Origin of the sequence: Bacillus sp. SH5-2 (assembly GCF_008368905.1) — a bacterium.
GTDB classification, from domain to species: domain Bacteria; phylum Bacillota; class Bacilli; order Bacillales; family Bacillaceae_G; genus Bacillus_A; species Bacillus_A luti.
The window spans coordinates 159,891-177,059 of record NZ_QOSD01000017.1; the positions used below are offsets into that span (position 1 = coordinate 159,891).

At 32.3% G+C, this 17,169-nt stretch carries 16 protein-coding genes; 8 read left to right on the plus strand and 8 right to left on the minus strand.

The window, feature by feature from the left end; all coding sequences use genetic code 11:
• Window positions 1-80: 80 nt before the first annotated feature.
• The 7 genes from DN410_RS13305 to DN410_RS13340 form a co-directional block, all read right to left on the minus strand.
• Complete coding sequence (locus DN410_RS13305; RefSeq protein WP_087968642.1) at window positions 81-833, minus strand: iron ABC transporter ATP-binding protein; 753 nt, start codon at window positions 831-833, stop codon at window positions 81-83.
• Window positions 830-1,894: an iron chelate uptake ABC transporter family permease subunit gene (locus DN410_RS13310; RefSeq protein WP_149176863.1), complete on the minus strand. Its 1,065-nt coding sequence runs from the start codon at window positions 1,892-1,894 to the stop codon at window positions 830-832. Before DN410_RS13310 ends, DN410_RS13305 begins: the two co-directional genes overlap by 4 nt.
• Entirely contained in the window at window positions 1,891-2,907 is a 1,017-nt protein-coding gene (locus tag DN410_RS13315) for an ABC transporter permease (protein WP_149176864.1), read from the minus strand. Before DN410_RS13315 ends, DN410_RS13310 begins: the two co-directional genes overlap by 4 nt.
• Window positions 2,908-2,926: 19 nt before the next feature.
• Window positions 2,927-3,940, minus strand: a complete 1,014-nt coding sequence (locus DN410_RS13320; RefSeq protein WP_149176865.1) for a siderophore ABC transporter substrate-binding protein — start codon at window positions 3,938-3,940, stop codon at window positions 2,927-2,929.
• A gap of 391 nt (window positions 3,941-4,331) precedes the next feature.
• Window positions 4,332-5,009, minus strand: a complete 678-nt coding sequence (locus tag DN410_RS13325) for a response regulator transcription factor (RefSeq protein ID WP_149176866.1) — start codon at window positions 5,007-5,009, stop codon at window positions 4,332-4,334.
• Between the two features lie 321 nt (window positions 5,010-5,330).
• A complete protein-coding gene (locus tag DN410_RS13335) occupies window positions 5,331-6,356 on the minus strand; it encodes a sensor histidine kinase (protein ID WP_149176867.1) in 1,026 nt (341 codons plus the stop codon).
• The gene (locus DN410_RS13340) at window positions 6,353-7,024 is read right to left on the minus strand and encodes a response regulator transcription factor (protein ID WP_149176868.1); all 672 of its coding nucleotides are present in this window, start codon (window positions 7,022-7,024) and stop codon (window positions 6,353-6,355) included. The genes DN410_RS13335 and DN410_RS13340 overlap by 4 nt, the downstream gene beginning before the upstream one ends.
• A 136-nt stretch (window positions 7,025-7,160) precedes the next feature.
• On the opposite strand from DN410_RS13340, the gene DN410_RS13345 reads away from it, so the two are divergent.
• Both DN410_RS13345 and DN410_RS13350 read left to right on the plus strand, forming a co-directional pair.
• A complete protein-coding gene (locus tag DN410_RS13345; RefSeq protein ID WP_149176869.1) occupies window positions 7,161-7,928 on the plus strand; it encodes an ABC transporter ATP-binding protein in 768 nt (255 codons plus the stop codon).
• Window positions 7,915-9,837, plus strand: a complete 1,923-nt coding sequence (locus DN410_RS13350; protein WP_149176870.1) for an ABC transporter permease — start codon at window positions 7,915-7,917, stop codon at window positions 9,835-9,837. Before DN410_RS13345 ends, DN410_RS13350 begins: the two co-directional genes overlap by 14 nt.
• Window positions 9,838-9,867: 30 nt before the next feature.
• Here the strand turns inward: DN410_RS13350 and DN410_RS13355 are convergent, their stop codons facing one another.
• Window positions 9,868-11,004, minus strand: a complete 1,137-nt coding sequence (locus DN410_RS13355) for a VanZ family protein (RefSeq protein WP_149176871.1) — start codon at window positions 11,002-11,004, stop codon at window positions 9,868-9,870.
• 329 nt (window positions 11,005-11,333) lie between these two features.
• Between DN410_RS13355 and DN410_RS13360 the strand changes: the two genes are divergently transcribed.
• The 6 genes from DN410_RS13360 to DN410_RS13380 all read left to right on the plus strand — a co-directional run bounded on the left by DN410_RS13360 (window position 11,334) and on the right by DN410_RS13380 (window position 17,106).
• Window positions 11,334-12,377, plus strand: a complete 1,044-nt coding sequence (locus DN410_RS13360; RefSeq protein WP_147806421.1) for a DUF418 domain-containing protein — start codon at window positions 11,334-11,336, stop codon at window positions 12,375-12,377.
• Window positions 12,378-12,409: 32 nt separating this feature from the next.
• Entirely contained in the window at window positions 12,410-13,171 is a 762-nt protein-coding gene (locus DN410_RS13365) for an ABC transporter ATP-binding protein (RefSeq protein ID WP_149176872.1), read from the plus strand.
• A 17-nt stretch (window positions 13,172-13,188) separates the two neighbouring features.
• Window positions 13,189-15,039, plus strand: coding sequence for an FtsX-like permease family protein (locus DN410_RS13370; RefSeq protein WP_149176873.1), 1,851 nt, complete (start codon window positions 13,189-13,191; stop codon window positions 15,037-15,039).
• 134 nt (window positions 15,040-15,173) lie between these two features.
• On the plus strand, window positions 15,174-16,331 hold the full coding sequence (locus DN410_RS13375) for an AcrB/AcrD/AcrF family protein (protein WP_149176874.1): 1,158 nt from the start codon (window positions 15,174-15,176) through the stop codon (window positions 16,329-16,331).
• 474 nt (window positions 16,332-16,805) lie between these two features.
• A complete protein-coding gene (locus DN410_RS27985; RefSeq protein WP_179958612.1) occupies window positions 16,806-16,925 on the plus strand; it encodes a DUF4027 family protein in 120 nt (39 codons plus the stop codon).
• 61 nt (window positions 16,926-16,986) lie between these two features.
• Window positions 16,987-17,106: a DUF4027 family protein gene (locus tag DN410_RS13380; RefSeq protein ID WP_000662454.1), complete on the plus strand. Its 120-nt coding sequence runs from the start codon at window positions 16,987-16,989 to the stop codon at window positions 17,104-17,106.
• Window positions 17,107-17,169: the final 63 nt, after the last annotated feature.

The following is a 17,169-nucleotide window of genomic DNA, read 5'->3' on the forward strand; positions in this document are numbered from 1 at the left end:
CCTATAAAATACAGACAGCAACTTCAACTAGAGTGGCTTACGTAATCTACGCAAGCTATAGTATTTTTTACATTTTATAACTAATAAACAGCGATCGGCCCATAAGGACCATTAATAATCTCTATTTTTGTTTCAAAAATATCCGTCAAAAGTGTTGGGTCCATAACTTCTTCTACTGTTCCAAAAGCAGCAATTTGCCCATCTTTCATAGCACAAATTTTATCAGAGTATTTAGCTGCAAAATTTATGTCATGCATAACAGTCAAAATTGTTCTTCCAAATTCATTAGCCGCACGTCTCAAATGCTCCATCATTTGAACAGAACGCGCAACATCAAGGTTGTTTAGAGGCTCGTCCAAAAGTACATATTCAGTCTCTTGGCACAATACCATCGCTACATATGCCCTTTGTCTTTGACCACCAGAAAGCTCATCTAAATATCTATTCTCTAAATTAGTTAAATCTAGGAAATCGATATATTTAGAAATAATAACTTCATCCTCTTTCGTTAATCTTCCCTTTGAATAAGGAAAGCGCCCAAATCCAACTAATTGTCTAACAGTAAGCCTAGTTACAAAATGATTTTCTTGTCGTAATATAGTCAAAACTTTTGCTAAGTCTTTTGATTTGGATTCAGAAACATCCATATTCGCTACCTGAATTTGACCTTCATCCATATCTAAAAGTCTGCCAATCATCAAAAGTGTCGTTGACTTTCCAGCACCATTTGGTCCAATTAAAGAAGTAAAGCCTGCTTTTGGTATTTCAATATCCAAAGGTCCTATTTTTACCTTATCAGTATAGAACTTTTTAACATTATCAATTTTTATCATAAAGCCCTCTTCCTTAAAACTATAGTTAAGAATATGATTCCACCAAATAATTCAATAATAACTGAAACCACACCTTGAGCATGGAATACATGATACATTAAAAAGTATGCACTCGTCATTATTAAAAATCCGATTGCAAAAGCCATTGGAAAAATATATCTATGATCATAAGTTGATGCCGCCTGATAACTCAAAGTCGCTACTAAAAATCCGTAGAAAGTAAGCGGCCCAATTAGAGCTGTTGAAATGGACATCAAAATAGCTACTAATACAAGCGTATAAATTACACTAGGTTGATATTTAACTCCAAAAGAAGTGGCAACATCCTTTCCTAGTGACAAAACATTCAAATTCTTAGAATGAGCAAAAATTAATACTGCTACAATTATGATCATAGGAATTACAATAGGAAAATATGCAGGATCTGCATGATTAACAGAGCCAAATAATCTTGCTTGTAAAATATCAAATTCTGAAGGCGCAAGTAGTTTTCTCATGAAAGTTGACACAGAATTTAGCCCGGTACCAATAATAATTCCAACTAAAAGCATAAGTTGTAAATTCCCGTATTTACCGGAAAGTAACCATCCATAAAGTATCAAACTCATGAAAACCATAACAACAACTTGGAATAAAAATGATCCGATTCCATTAAAATTTAGTAATGCACTAGCACCAAAGAAGAATATTGTACTCGTTTGAATCGCTGAATAAAGTGATTCGAAACCTAAAAGCGAAGGCGTAATAATTTTATTATTCGTAATAGATTGGAAAGCTACAGTCGACAAGCTATGACAAACAGCTGCAATAATCATTGCAACAATAGCTACTATCCTTCTCTTAACAACTGGGATAAAAGAAGGCGAATCTATCGGAACTGGATTGTTATAAACTAAAAGTCCATATGAAGAAAGAAGGCCTAAACCAATCAATGTGGTCAGTAAAATCCAATAACGTCTTGCTTCCTTCTTAGAACGAAAAGCACTAGCTGATCTACTTTCATTATGAAGGCTAGAATCGATTTCGACATTTTCTTTATTTTTATATTCTAATGTGATCATCGTAGCCTCCTTGGTTTTCTTTGTCTCAATAAAATAGTAATAAACACGACTGCTCCCACTGTTGCAAGTATTAAAGAAACAGGTACTTCAAAAGGCTTTATAATTGTTCGAGAAATGATGTCACAGGCAGTTATCGTCCCCATTCCGATCACACAAACCCAAGGTAAATTACTCCTAAGATCATCACCTCTAAACATGGAAACAATGTTTGGAACAATTAATCCCAAGAAAGGTAAGTGTCCAATAACAGCTGCAACAATTCCAACTGCAACAGAGATAAGAGCAGTTCCAAAAAGAACAATTCTATTGTAATTAACTCCAAGGCTTGTTGCGACATCTTCTCCTAGTCCAGCTAAAGTCAATCTATTGGCATACATAAAAATAAGAAAAGTAATGATAACAATCAGCCATAAATATTCATATCTTCCCACCTGAATGTTAGCAAATGAACCTACAAACCAAGTTTCAATACTTTGCGTCTTTTGAAAAAGGAGTCCTAAAAAAGTAGACACTGCAGAAATTACTGCTCCAAGCATCAATCCAATAATCGGGACAATTAAAGACGAACGAAGCTTAACTCTTCTTAAAAATAGAAAGAAAATCATAGTTCCTATAAAAGAAAAAATGATTGCACCAGTCATTCTTTGAACTAAAGTCGGGGCAGGAAATAATAAATACACAAAAAGCAGGCCTAAGCCTGACCATTCAATAGTACCCGTTGTAGTAGGTTCAACAAAGCGGTTCTGTGTAATGAGTTGCATGACGAGTCCTGCCATCGCCATCGCAGCTCCAGTAAGCATTAATGCAGCTGTTCTCGGAACACGAGTTATGAAAAACATCTCTATTCCGTCCTCTTGTCCACGTATATCATAAACTCCAGTAAACAGTGATATAATCCCTAAAATTATAACAACTATAATCGCTATTATAAAAGATTTTGTCCATAATTTATTGTGATTATAAAACTGGGGTTGAGAAATATTCTCAACCCTAGAAATTATATTTTTTGACACTGTTTCGTACTCCTTTACACTACTTAGCTAAAGTTTTTGTAATATTTCCAAATAACTCTATGTAAGTTTGAATTGATTCATTTGTGTAAGTATCTTCTGGTGCATAAATAACTTGTTTTTTAGAAACAGCAGTTGTGTTTTGAAGAGCAGGTGATTTAGAAATAACATCCTTAGCAGGTGTTGAAGTAGCTGCATCAGATGTTGCAGCATCACGATCTAATACGAAAATCCAATCAGGATTTGTTTGTGCAATAGCTTCAACAGAAACGTCATCACCTTTATGACCTGCAGTAGAATTTGAAACTTCTAATGCTGGAACCCAACCGAAAATTTCATACATTGGTCCCCAAACACGACCAGAATGTGGAGCAGCAAAACCAATATTACCACCAGTAACGATAACACTCATAACTTTATCTTTTCCGTTATAAGCAGATTTTGCATTTTCAATAGATTTATCAAAATCAGCCACTAATTTTTTAGCTTCTTTATCTTTATCAAAGATTTTTCCTAAAGTAATTGTAGAATCTTTAAGTCCTTTTACTAAGTTTTCTCCAGGCTTAGTAGCTTTCTCAGAAACATCAAAGTTAAGATCAATAACCGCTGCATTTGGTACTAATTTTTTAATTTCTTCATAATGGTCAGCAAATCTTTGACCAACGATTACAAGGTCAGGGTTTGCAGCTGCAATAATTTCAAGATTTGGTTCACGGTGATTTCCGATATTTTGAACTTTTTCATCCTTTTTATATGCTGAATCAGCAGGCATGATATCCTTTGGAGCAGCCGCTAATTTAATTCCCCAATCAGCTAAAGTTTCAAAAGTTCTATTATCTAAAGCAACTACGTTCTTTGGATTTACAGGAACAGTAACCTTTCCATGTGCATCAGTGATTTCAACCGTTTTTGGCTTATCACTACTATTACCTTTAGTAGCTTTCGAAGTTTCTTTACCTGAATCAGAGCAAGCTACTAACATTAAAGTGAAAATTGCTAGAATGCTTACTAATTTTAAAAGCATAGTTTTTTTCATACGTATACTCCTTATATTGTAATTTATTTCGAAAATGATGACGTCCATAGATTGAATTAGATAGTAACTGCTATTCACCTAAACCAATATTGATAATCATTTTCATTTGAATACCCTGTTAATTAGTATAAGCATTAATTCTGTGAAAATCTTGTGAATGGTGTGAATTAATAAAACCAAGCATACATTGGATGCCAGAAGTAATATTGGAAGTCAGGCATGTTGACTAACCTTGATTTCTCCTACAAAACACACCCATTAATAGCTAGTATTTTCATAATCCATTGCCTGATAGAAATATGCTTTTTACATCTTTTAATACTTCTCAGAAACTATTTGATTATTAGATTTAATAGAAAAAAACTGTACTCTACCTATCATCTTATTTTTATCATTCAATCATTGAATAGCCTCTGCCATGTATCGTTTGGATATATCTGTCTTTCTTCTCGCACTTTAACTTTTTTCTTACATATCCAATATATAAGTCTACTACATTTGGATTTACTACTACGTTATATCCCCAAACCTGATTCAAAAGCATTTCACGACTCAATATTGTATTTTTATTCTTGATTAAAAATACAAGCAAATCGTACTCGCGCTTCGTAAGTGAGAGATTTTCACTACCTTTTTTCACAATATTGCTAGATGCATCAACAAAGAGATCTTTAAACTGAAAAAAGTTTATCTCATTTTGCTGGTTACAGTCACTTCTCCTTAAAATAGCTTGAACCCTTGCTACTAATTCTTCTTTCGCAAATGGTTTTCTTATATAATCATCAGCGCCTGCTTGTAACCCTGCTACGCAATCCTTGCTAGAAATATTATCGGTCACAATAATGATCGGTGTCATTTTAACAAGTCGTATTTGTCTGCAAATTTCTGGTCCGGATATACTTAATGAATCCCAATCTAATATGATAATATCCCAATCTTGTTCATATATTATATTTAAACCTTCGTTTTCATTGTGAAGTTTTAAAATGAAATGGCCTTCTTCCGTTAAACCGCTTACGATTTTCTTCGCTAAAGACCGCTCATTTTTAATTACTAACACCTGCCTCACCGATGGTTCACCTCTACTTCAATATAACTTAGTTAAATAAAAAATTATCCCGAAAAAACAATTTAAGATTTACAAATATTAAATCCCTAAAAAAAACCATTATAACAGCTTATTAGGAGAACTCTATATAATCTTACAATAGATACGGATAAAAACACAAAGTATATGAAGATTTAAATACATATTATTTAATCATTAAGGGATCGCTATAGTATCTAACTGCTTATCATCAATAACTATTTCTTCATTTTCTGTTTTAGGGATACCGCCCCATGATAAAAAAATATAAGAAACGCACTTATCTATAGATAAGTGCGTTTCTTATATTTTCGCAATCGCATGATATTGATTCCCTTTAGGAAAATGTATTGTCACTTTTGTATATTCATTCTCTTTCGATTCAATAGAAATATCATGCCCTAATTTATGAGACAATCGTTTCGCTAAATATAATCCTAATCCAGTTGATTTCGTATGAATTCGTCCATTCACCCCTGTAAATCCACGTTCAAATACTCTTCCAACGTCTTCAAGCTTAATACCAATTCCATTATCTTGAATAATGAGACGCTTTTCCGCTTTGTCTTCTTCCCCAATAAACTTAATTTCTCCATGCGAATCAGTATACTTCAATGCATTTGCTACAATCTGATCGACAATAAAAGATAGCCATTTTGTATCACTCTCTACTAGAAGTTGTAAGTGTGTACGTTCAAATTGAATGCGCTTTGAAATAAATGACTTAGCATATTTCTTCATACTAGCTCCCGTAATCGCCTCTAGAGAAACTTCTTGAATAAAATAATCTTTTGAGAAGGAATCAAGCCGTGAATAATACAAGGCTTGTTCAACGAAGTAATCTATTTTCCCTAACTCATCCTCTAATTTATCAATTAAAATATCCGCTGGTTTTCCACTGCGCATCAATAGTTGACTAGCAGCAATCGGTATCTTAACCTCATGAATCCACGACATAATAAAGTCGTGATATTCTTTCTTTTCCTCATGCAATACGTACATTTGCTCTTGTTGCTCTAAGTACAGTTTTTTTAATATATCTGTATATAGTTCCTGTTCATATGTATGTGGATTTGGGATTGCAATAACTGTATCCTGCTCTAAATGAAGAGCAATATGAAGTTCTTTATAAAATCTTTTATGATAAAAATACCCGATTATAAGATAGATAAGAATAAAAATTGCACTTACAACATTGATATACAAAAGATTTTCTTTCGTATTACTTAATCCCTCACTTAAATAAATCATGGTAGAAATAAATAACATAATCAAGAAGTACAGAAGCATAAAATAACGACGTTCTTTTATGTAACGAAAAATACTCATGTAATAATGTAACCTTGCCCTTTCTTCGTATGTATAAATTCCTCTTTTCCAAGTTCAGCAAGCTTCTTCCTTACACGAGCAACGTTTACTGTTAATGTATTATCATCAACAAAACTTTCATTTTCCCAGAGTTTACGCATGATATTGTCGCGACTTACAATCGATCCTATATTTTGCATTAATATCTGTAAAATTTTAAATTCGTTTTTTGTTAATTCCAATATTTGATTATGATATGTTACTTCCCCGCTCTGTAAATTTAATACGACACCTTCATATTCAACAACATTTGTTTCAGTTTGTGTATAAGAATATGTACGTCTCATAAGAGCCTGAATTTTAGCCACTAAAACATCTGTATAAAATGGTTTCTGTACAAAATCATCTCCACCCATATTCATGGCCATTACCATATCCATAGGATTATCACGAGATGACAAGAAAATAATTGGTACTTTTGATACTTCTCGAATTTTTCTACACCAATAAAATCCATCAAAATAAGGAAGATTAATATCAAGTAAAACAAGTTGCGGAGATTGAGCGAAAAAATCGTTTAAAATATGTTCAAAGTTTGTACTCGCCCATACTTCAAATCCCCATTTCCCTAACTCATCGGCCACTGTTTCACGAATGGTTGGTTCATCTTCAACTAATAAAATTTTCATAAAAAGTTTGCCTCCTAGCACTATTTTAACCTTACAAGTTTGTAAGGTTTGAATTATAATTTGTAAGGTTGTCCTATGGTTTAGGGTATAAAATTACCATACAATAAGCTTATCATACAATAGAGGAGGATCCATATTGAACCCCGTATTACAGGCAAAACACGTAAGGAAGGTCTTTAGTAATAAAGGTAGCATATTTACTGCCCTCCATGATATTGATCTCACAATTTTTGAAGGTGAATTCGTTGGCATAATGGGTCCATCTGGATCTGGAAAATCTACTTTATTAAATATATTATCGACGATTGATATACCAACCACAGGAGAAATTATTGTTGGTGGAAGAAATATTATAAAAATGAAAGATGAACAACTGACTGCATTCCGTAGTGACACATTAGGCTTTATTTTTCAGGACTACAATTTACTTGATACGTTAACGATAAAGGATAATATACTTCTACCACTTGCTTTAAGAAATATGAATGCACACGAAATTGATGTACGTGTAGATGAAGTTGCAACAATGTTTGGCATTCAAGAATTGCTAAATAAATATCCGTATCAAATTTCTGGTGGACAACAGCAGCGTACTGCAGCAGCGAGAGCTATTATAGGAAAACCAAAATTAATTTTAGCTGATGAACCTACAGGTGCACTAGATTCTAAATCAGCAGTTGATTTACTACAAATCCTACAAGTGTTAAATAAAAAACAACTTGCCACCATTTTGATGGTTACGCATGATCCCTTTGTAGCAAGTTATTGCAAACGCATCCTCTTTATTAAAGATGGAAAACTTTTCACAGAACTTGTAAAGGGCGAGATGCCACAAGAAGAATTTTCCCAAAAACTGTTACGTATTCTTTCTGCTCTTGGAGGTAGTGGGCATGACTCCATTTAGTATCATCCAAAAAAACTTACAAAGAAATCTTAAAAATTATGTACTCTACTTTGCATCTATGATACTTAGTATTGTCATTTATTTTATTTTTGTATCCTTACAATATAACGACTATATCGTAGAACAAACGAGTACAGCCAAAGGTATTGCAGATGTTTTTAAAGCTTCTTCTGTTATTCTAATCATTTTTGTAGCAATATTCATTTGGTATTCAAACTCATTTTTCACAAAGAAAAGAAAAAAAGAAATTGCATTATATTCCTTACTAGGTGTTCCAAAACGGCAAATTGGTACCATGTTATTTTATGAAAATCTCATCATAGGAATTATTGCACTCATTATAGGAATGGGCATCGGGGCTTTACTCTCAAAGGTGTTTTCAATGTTACTTTTAAAAGTAATGCAATTATCAACTGCTATTTCATTTTCCATCTCTCTAGAAGCAATCATGCATACCATACTCGTATTTACCGTTATTATTTTAATAACATCTTTTCACGGTTATAGCATCATTTACAAGTTCAAATTGATTGAATTACTTCAGGCTGAAAGACAAGGTGAGCTCATTCCAAAAGGATCCATATGGACTGCTTTATTAGGAATTATTTTAGTTATTGCTTCTTACTGGTTCGCACTTCAACCTATTTTCTCTTCTATATGGCTGGACCATAAGATACGGAATATGTGTATTATTTTAGGTGGTTCTGTGATCGGTACATATTTCATATTTCGTTCTTTTACTGTTTTTTTATTACTTGGCTTACAGAAGAATAAAACACGCTATTACCGTGGGATTAATGTGGTTAGTGTATCTCAACTATTAGCACGCATTCAATCAAATGCAAAAACACTAACTGCCATTGCACTATTAAGCGCAGTCACACTGTGTGGAATCGGTGCTTCTTATAGTATGTATTATAAAAATAAGGTAATGATTGATAAAACCGAACCTTTTAGTTTTATGTATGTAAAAACAGATTCACATATAGATCAGCAAATTGAAAATACAATAAGAAACTCTAATCATACAGTAAAAGAGAAAATTGCTATCCCTTTAATAAAAATAAAAGCAGACTTACAAGTGAATGGCATCTTGCCAGTTGATTTTGAAAGAAATCCTAAAGAATTAAATTTATTATCGGAGAGCACATTCAATATGCTAGCCGATAAGACTAATAAGGATATACAAGTATCCCTTCAAAATACAGAAGTGGTTGCTCTCGATGCAAATAAGAGTACTACGTTTCAAACTGAATATAAAAACGGCAAAGTAGACCTGCATCTTTCAAGTAGTGATTATTCATTGCAATTTGTAGGGAAAATTCAAGACAACATCCTAAATGATTCATTACATGAATTTACTATCGTCGTGCCTGACAAAATTTTTTCTGATATGAGCAAACAACAAAAACCTTATATGCTACAAGCATATAAAGTATCCGATGACAAAAATACAGAAAAGTTAACGAAAGCAATTCAAATACTCCTTAAAGATATCAATTTAATATCCAAATACGGTGCTTATAAAAGTGCTGTGGAAGCCACAGGATTAGTCATCTTCGCTGGTGTATTTTTAGGACTCGTCTTTTTAGCTGCAACTGGAAGCATCATTTACTTTAAACAATTAACAGAAGCAACTATAGATCAAGACAAATATATCATTTTACGTAAATTAGGTGTAAGTAAGCAAACCATTTTTAAATCTATTGCAAAACAAATTGCCTTTATATTCATTTTGCCACTTACTGTCGGTAGCTTGCATAGTATTGTCGCTTTAAATGCACTTTCTAATACACTTGGTATAGACATTTTCATTCCAGTTTTAACTACCATAGTTGCCTATACATTGATTTATTTTGCTTACTATATACTGACAGTAAAATCCTACAATAACATTGTGAATAAATAAAAAAAGCATCTCAACAGATGCTTTTTTTATTTATTTGTTCTTTTTAAAAGTTATCACATTATACGTTTTACTCATTTTCTCATAGAATAAACGCTTATCTCGTTTAAAAATATGCAATGCAAAATGCAATAAGATTAAACCATTGAAAATAAAGAATAGTAAAAGGAAAATTATCTCTAATTGCTCATTCAATACTCTAGAAGCAATTAAAATATAATTGATACCACCAATCCCGTAATATAACAAGCCATATCGTTTACATAATTCAATGAAAGTAATTCTCTCTCCTTGCCCTTTTACTCTAAAATGAAGAATCCATTTCCCAATTGTTTTCCCATTTGTGAAATAAGGAACAACAATAAAATAAACGAATATCCAAACGAAGACAAGTAAAAGCTCGTCTAATTTTTCAGCAGGGCTAAATATAAATGCCACGGAAACTTTAACATTGAATATTAAAGAAGTCACAATCCCAATAACAAACCAATCCATCCAAAGAGCAAGGAAACGTCGTGTCATACGAACTGGTTTATTTTCAAGATCAACTTTTTCATCCATCGCATGTACATCTGGTAGGAAATAAGTAAATATTGGTGCAATCATATATCCTGCAAATCCACCAAACGTATTTAAGAATAAATCATCAACATCAAATAAACGATATGGACAATTATATAATCCATAGAATCCAGTTAATTGTGTAACTTCGAAGAATAAGGAAACAAAAAATGTAATAATAACAGTTTGTAACAGATTACGACGGAAATAATATCGTAAATAAACGCCTAATGGTAACAATAATAGAAAGTTAAATGCCACCTGTAAAAATGCACGCTCTTTCAAAATTCCAATGTATGACATTGGATTCGCAAAATTCACCTTTGTTTCTCTCAAGATGTCCATGATTGAAGTAAAAGGTGTTATTTGATAATGCTGTGTTCCTGGACGTTGCATACTACACGTATCAAACGTTGCCGGAAACGGTAAAATAATTAAATAATAGGCCGCCATTGAAAATAATAATAAAGAGTACAAAACAAACATACGTAAATAATTAATATACCCATGCTTACGATACTGCCAAATTAAAAAAGGAATTAATAAAATAAAACCAGCGATTGGAAATGTAATTATCGCCGTCTTAATCGGGAATAAATAAGCACCCAAGTTCTTCACCTCCAAAATATACAACATTCGCTATTATAACAAATTTTTCTTTTTATGCCATTTTCAGTTTTATTTGTTTTTTCATTCAATTAATTTAATTTTCAAGTGAACTTATTACTCATCAAAAAGTCTTTAAAGAATTAATAAAAAATATCTCCATGCAGGTTCCTTACAAAAATGTAAGATTCCAGTTAGATACATCGATGTTTGCAACTTTTAATCACTTGTAAACTAACAATAGTTAATCAAGCAATACTGGAGGGTTAATCTGTTATCGTCGCAGATTTAATACATGTACTAAAAATCATAATAGAAAGGATGTATGAATTATGAATGCAATAAAACAAAGTTTACCTCAAAAGAATCGAATTGTTGATTTAGATGTCATACGAGGTTTTGCCTTAATTGGCATTTTCTTAGTGAATATATCAATGTTTTTTAACGAAGCTGATGTATCCAATACTACTTTACCAGATGATAAATGGATTAACATTTTTGTAACCGGAAAGTTTTATGCCATTTTCTCACTACTATTTGGAGCTGGATCAGCCCTATTCTTAGCTCGAGCAAAAGCAAAAGGTCAACCATATTTTATCTATATACGCCGTATGATCATACTAGCAGTAATTGGTTTATTACACGCTAGTGTTTGGGGAGGAGATGTCTTAATTTCTTACGCCATTGTCGGGTTACTATTATTAAGTCTTCATAAAGTTCCTGGCCGATTATTGTTAGTAATTTCTTTAAGCTTACATGTAATGGGCATAATCGTAAGTATAATATCTTACGATTATATATTTCAGTTAAAGTCGAACATACCTCCATTTCTTGATGCTCTTCAAATATTAACTATGATAACTTCATTTTTAATCTATTTTATAGAAGGGTATTCACTAATGAAGTTGGATGTTCTTACTAAATTAAAACAACGCCCAAAACTTCATAAATTGCTCATTATTATGTTTAGTATTGTTTCTATTACTGGGGTTACTGTACAAATGCTAACACCAAGTGCAAAGCTATCTTTTATATTACTAAACATTTTACAACCATTTCTCACAATAACTTATATTTTAATCCTTGTAGCTCTGTTGAAAAGTACAGTAGGAAGCACTGTATTAAAACCATTACAAGCTTACGGGAGAATGGGAATGAGTAATTATTTAGGACAGACCTTTATTGGAATGTTCATTTTACCAATAACTCTAAGCGTATTTTCACCAGCAATCGCTATGGTGAGTATGTGTTTCCTAACATGGATTTTTCAAATCGTGATTAGTAATGTTTGGTTAAAATATTTTAATTTTGGACCTGTAGAATGGATCTGGCGTTGCTTAACTTATTGGAACTTAATGCCTATCCGAAAAAAATAATAGTAAGAAATAACATATAGGAGGATATAAAAATGCAAAGACCTGTTGTAGACGTAAAAAATGTTCAGAAAGTATATGGTAAAAAAGGTGAAAATCAGTCATACGCCTTAAAAGGTGTATCATTTTCAATTCGAGAAGGTGAATTTGTAGGAATTATGGGGCCATCTGGTTCAGGAAAAACAACATTATTAAATGTAATTTCTACATTAGATCATGCAACAGACGGCAAAGTTGAAATTGCAGGTACGGATATTACAAAAATGAAGCAAGGCGCACTCTCTGATTTCCGTTCCAAAAAATTAGGATTTATTTTTCAAGACTTTAACCTTTTAGAAAATTTATCAATCTATGAAAATATTGCATTGCCACTTTCCCTGCAAAGTGTTCCTTCTCGAAAAATTGGACCAAAAGTAACAAAGGTAGCAGAGATGTTAGGAATTTCAGCAATTCTTCAAAAGTATCCTTCAGAAGTATCCGGTGGCCAAAAACAACGTTCTGCCGCTGCACGTGCACTCGTTCATGAGCCAGCGATTATTTTAGGAGATGAACCAACTGGAGCACTTGATTCTAAAAATGCAACTAGCCTTTTAGATGCAATGAAAAGTCTCAATGAAGAACAAAATGTTTCAATTATGATGGTTACTCATGATCCATTTAGTGCAAGTTACTGCCAGCGCATTTTGTTCATTCAAGATGGAGAGCTGTATAGAGAACTACATCGTACAACAAACCGCGAAATGTTTTATAAAGAAATTTTAAATGTACTTGCTGATTTAGGTACACAAAAAGCATAAGAAAGGAATTTTACAACATGTTACTCAAACTTTCGATGTCAGGACTAAAAAGTAAAATAAGAGATTACATTGTCTTATTAATTGGACTTGTTATGTCCATTTCTATCTTTTATATGTTCCAAACACTAGCGATGAATGATTCATTTATTAAGGCAAATGCAATGGTTAGCACTATTGGAATCATCTTTCAAATAGGTTCGTTTTTATTAGCGACTATCACCTTCTTCTACATCTTATATGCGAATTCATTTTTACTGTCATTAAGGCAAAAAGAGTTCGGTATGTATATGATGTTAGGTGCGAAAAAATATAAAATTACAATGCTCATGTTTATAGAAACTTTAGCTATCGGTATCACTTCACTTATTATTGGGATTGGAATCGGTATCGGGCTTTCTAAAGGAATTGGACAACTTCTCATGAAAGAGTTAGAGTTTGCTTCCGATGGATACCATGCTCTTTATATTCCATCTATTCGTGTAACAGTAATATTTTTCTTCATTCTGTTTTTCTTAGCTGCCATTATGAATACAGCGAAACTATCTCGCATTACAATATTACAACTGGTTCATTCTGAGATGAAAACAGACAAACCTTCAGTAAAAGGAATCAAAACTTTCTTTGTATCATTAATTGGTGCTGGTTCATTAGCAATTGGATATGCAGCATTAATAAACATAGAAACTTTATCATTTGCTGGATTTCCTATCGCTACAGTAGCAACAACATTAGGAACATATCTTATTTTCATTTCTTTATTACCGCTAACTATGAAATTACTCAAAAAAATTAAGCCATTAAATGAAAAAGGATTAAACTCTTTTACTTTTGCTCAATTAACCTTCCGAGTAAATGATTTAACAAAAGTATTAGCAACTGTAGCAATGTTAATTGCACTTGCAGTTGGAGCAATTGCTGGCGGAATGGCTTTTAAAAACAATATTAGCCTAGCTACTGATATTTCTTACCTATATGACGTAGCAGTTCACAACCCAACAGCAGATGAGAAAAAAATATTAAAAAAGATCAAATTCGAAGAAAAAGCGGACTATCGATACAAAGTAGATCAGCAATTTGTTTACTACTTGAAAGAAGACTTAGAAAAGAATAGACCTCTCGTTCAAATTGGATTTGAGCAAAAGAAAATCGGTAAAGTAGAAAGAACTACAAGTGAGCTTCCAGTGGGAGCAATTGTAAAGAAAGGTCAAAACGATACAATTGACGGTCCTACTCTTTCTGAAGAATGGAAGAATGTATTCAATGGAATACAGCCTGAATACTTATACAAACAACAACATATAAAAATTGTAGACCAAAAGATGTACAATCAAATAAAAACAGCGGAACAATATGTTGTAATCGGAAAAACTAATGATTATGCAGCTTATAAGAAAGAATGGAAAGAACTTAATCAATTACAATTAACAAAATATAAAGATATAACTAAGGATCAGTTGAATAGTAAATTTAGCTTTTACGAATTTATGTACAATTTCACAAGTGGTACAGTCTTTATGGGCTTCTTCTTAGGAATTGCTTTCTTAGCTATGATGGCAAGTTGCTTAATGTTCAAAATTCTATCTGGTGCAACGAAAGATACAAAGCGCTATCAAATGTTACGTAAAATAGGAGTACGTCGCGAGCTATTAGCGAGATCAATCTATAAGGAGCTATTGCTAGTATTCTTATTCCCAGCTACCATTGGCATATCCCATGTAATTGTTGGTATGAATCTGTTCTCCTTCATTGTGGTTGACCCATACTTCCGTATTTGGGTTCCACTGACAATTTTCGCAGTGATCTATACAATTTATTACCTTATTACAGTTCAATTATATAAAGGGATTGTACTTCCGAAAGAAAGATAATAAAAAAGCTGGTGACATGCTGTCACCAGCTTTTTTATATCCCATATTAATCATTTATCCACTATACTAATATATGCACTTGATTCTATTTTAAATTTCAACAACTGATTGAATAAACGAAAGGAGCTATTTTATTGCAGCATGTGAAACAACTACTAAGAACTTCTCTATACTTTTTCTTCAGCAAACAAATCAGAAAATTTTCTGCCTATAACTTAAGAAAAAAAACAAATGCATTTATTCTTATTGCTATTTATATGTATATGGGAACAAAAATAATTTCTATTCTCTTTAACACTAGGGAGTCTTACGGATTGTGGATCGTTAATATTAGTTGGCTTATGGTCTTGTTACTTTATTTATATTTCGCTAAAAATATTTACTTCGAAATGAAACAAGAACATCAAAAGGTAAAAGAATTAACCTTCTTTTCTCTCTTTGACTCCCATAAAGAATTACCTTATCGTAGATACATTTACAAATGTTATACAAAAATATTGTACAGCCTACTTATCGCTGTATTGAGCTTCAATAGCTTATTACAAATTAATGCATCCATCTCATCGTCTTTTTCAGACCTATTCTCTAATGTGATGCAAATGATTTTACTTCTAAGTGCAGTAACAGTAACCAGCCTTTATCTTGCACTACAATGGACAAATATATTAATGACCATAGTATTAATACTCTCTTCAGTTATCACTGGAGCGATAATAAGTACTAGTTTATTATCAACAATAGGTAGTTTAACTCATTTTGACCTTTTAAATAACTTTTCTATCATCTTAACGATTTTCATCGGCATTATTGTCCAAATGGGAATTGTATGGATACGACCTCCTTATCAACTAAGTCGTACAGAAAATGCTTTTTTCATATCCAATTCAATGATTGCAACAACGCTATTATTACTCGTTATTTTTATTCAAGATGTTTCTGTACTAATTGACGGGGAAACGAATTTTAATATGAATGATTTTAAAACAAATTTAGAAAAGAAAGCTCAATTAGCTTTATTACCTTATACAATTGGGGCAACCATTAATTTCATGTATATAAAATTCAAATCTAATCGTATCGCCCAAAAAGCAGAAAAGAATATGTTAGAGGTTATTTATTTGTTAGAAGAAAATGATATCGATTGTCTTTCTCCTACACAAAAACAAACAATAGTTACTAAAATCAAAAAATGCGTTTATTACGGTGGAACATCCTTCCGCTTACTTCTCCTTACGAATCCAGAAACGAAACAATTCATAAAAAACATGAAGTTAGATGAGAGAACTCCATAACAACATCTACTTCAGCTTCGGCTATTCTTTCAATAGAATAGCCTTTTTTCATACTTCTGTAAGATTCCTTACAATACTGTAAGCCAATCGTTAGTTACTTCGATGTTTCCAATCTTACATTTTATATAAACTAAAAGTAGATAATCAATCAACAATAAAAACATTTTTAAAGGAGCGAATTCTCATGAAAGAAAACCAAGACTTATTATTCAACCAACTGTTTCTTGCTTAGGCGGTTTCGTTTTACTATCTGGGGTTCTGGTGGTTTAAAAAACCAACTCACTTAAACAAGCCAATTCTCATGCAAGAACTTATTATTCAACCAAATCGTTACTGTTTCTTGCTTAGGCGGTTTCGTCTTACTATCTGGTGTTGCTGCTATTATTAAAATCGCTCAACAACTTTTCATATAATATACACTTTTACTTTCATTGCAATTATAAATTATCAAATCACTTAAAGGAGCGAATTCTCATGAAAGAAAACCAAGACTTATTATTCAACCAAATCGTTACTGCTTCTTGCTTAGGCGGTTTCGTTTTACTATCTGGTGTTGCTGCTGCTATTAAAATCGCTCAACAACTTTTCATGTAATATACACTTTTACTCTTATTGCAATCATAAATTATCAAATTAATTAAAGGAGCGAATTCTTATGAAAGAAAACCAAGACTTATTATTCAACCAAATTGTTACTGTTTCTTGCTTAGGCGGTTTCGTTTTACTATCTGGTGTTGCTGCTGTTATTAAAATCGCTCAACAACTTTTCATGTAATATATCTTCATTACTACTTTAAATTTAAAATCATTCAAGATGACTAAAAATCACTTTTTATAT

Excerpts from the sequence above, each read along its gene's own strand:
- DN410_RS13305 (WP_087968642.1), bottom strand. The coding sequence starts at position 833 with ATGATAAAAATTGATAATGTTAAAAAGTTCTATACTGATAAGGTAAAA.
- DN410_RS13310 (WP_149176863.1), bottom strand. The coding sequence starts at position 1,894 with ATGATCACATTAGAATATAAAAATAAAGAAAATGTCGAAATCGATTCT.
- DN410_RS13320 (WP_149176865.1), bottom strand. The coding sequence starts at position 3,940 with ATGAAAAAAACTATGCTTTTAAAATTAGTAAGCATTCTAGCAATTTTC.
- DN410_RS13335 (WP_149176867.1), bottom strand. The coding sequence starts at position 6,356 with ATGAGTATTTTTCGTTACATAAAAGAACGTCGTTATTTTATGCTTCTG.
- DN410_RS13340 (WP_149176868.1), bottom strand. The coding sequence starts at position 7,024 with ATGAAAATTTTATTAGTTGAAGATGAACCAACCATTCGTGAAACAGTG.
- DN410_RS13350 (WP_149176870.1), top strand. The coding sequence starts at position 7,915 with ATGACTCCATTTAGTATCATCCAAAAAAACTTACAAAGAAATCTTAAA.
- DN410_RS13360 (WP_147806421.1), top strand. The coding sequence starts at position 11,334 with ATGAATGCAATAAAACAAAGTTTACCTCAAAAGAATCGAATTGTTGAT.
- DN410_RS13365 (WP_149176872.1), top strand. The coding sequence starts at position 12,410 with ATGCAAAGACCTGTTGTAGACGTAAAAAATGTTCAGAAAGTATATGGT.
- DN410_RS13370 (WP_149176873.1), top strand. The coding sequence starts at position 13,189 with ATGTTACTCAAACTTTCGATGTCAGGACTAAAAAGTAAAATAAGAGAT.
- DN410_RS27985 (WP_179958612.1), top strand. The coding sequence starts at position 16,806 with ATGAAAGAAAACCAAGACTTATTATTCAACCAAATCGTTACTGCTTCT.
- DN410_RS13380 (WP_000662454.1), top strand. The coding sequence starts at position 16,987 with ATGAAAGAAAACCAAGACTTATTATTCAACCAAATTGTTACTGTTTCT.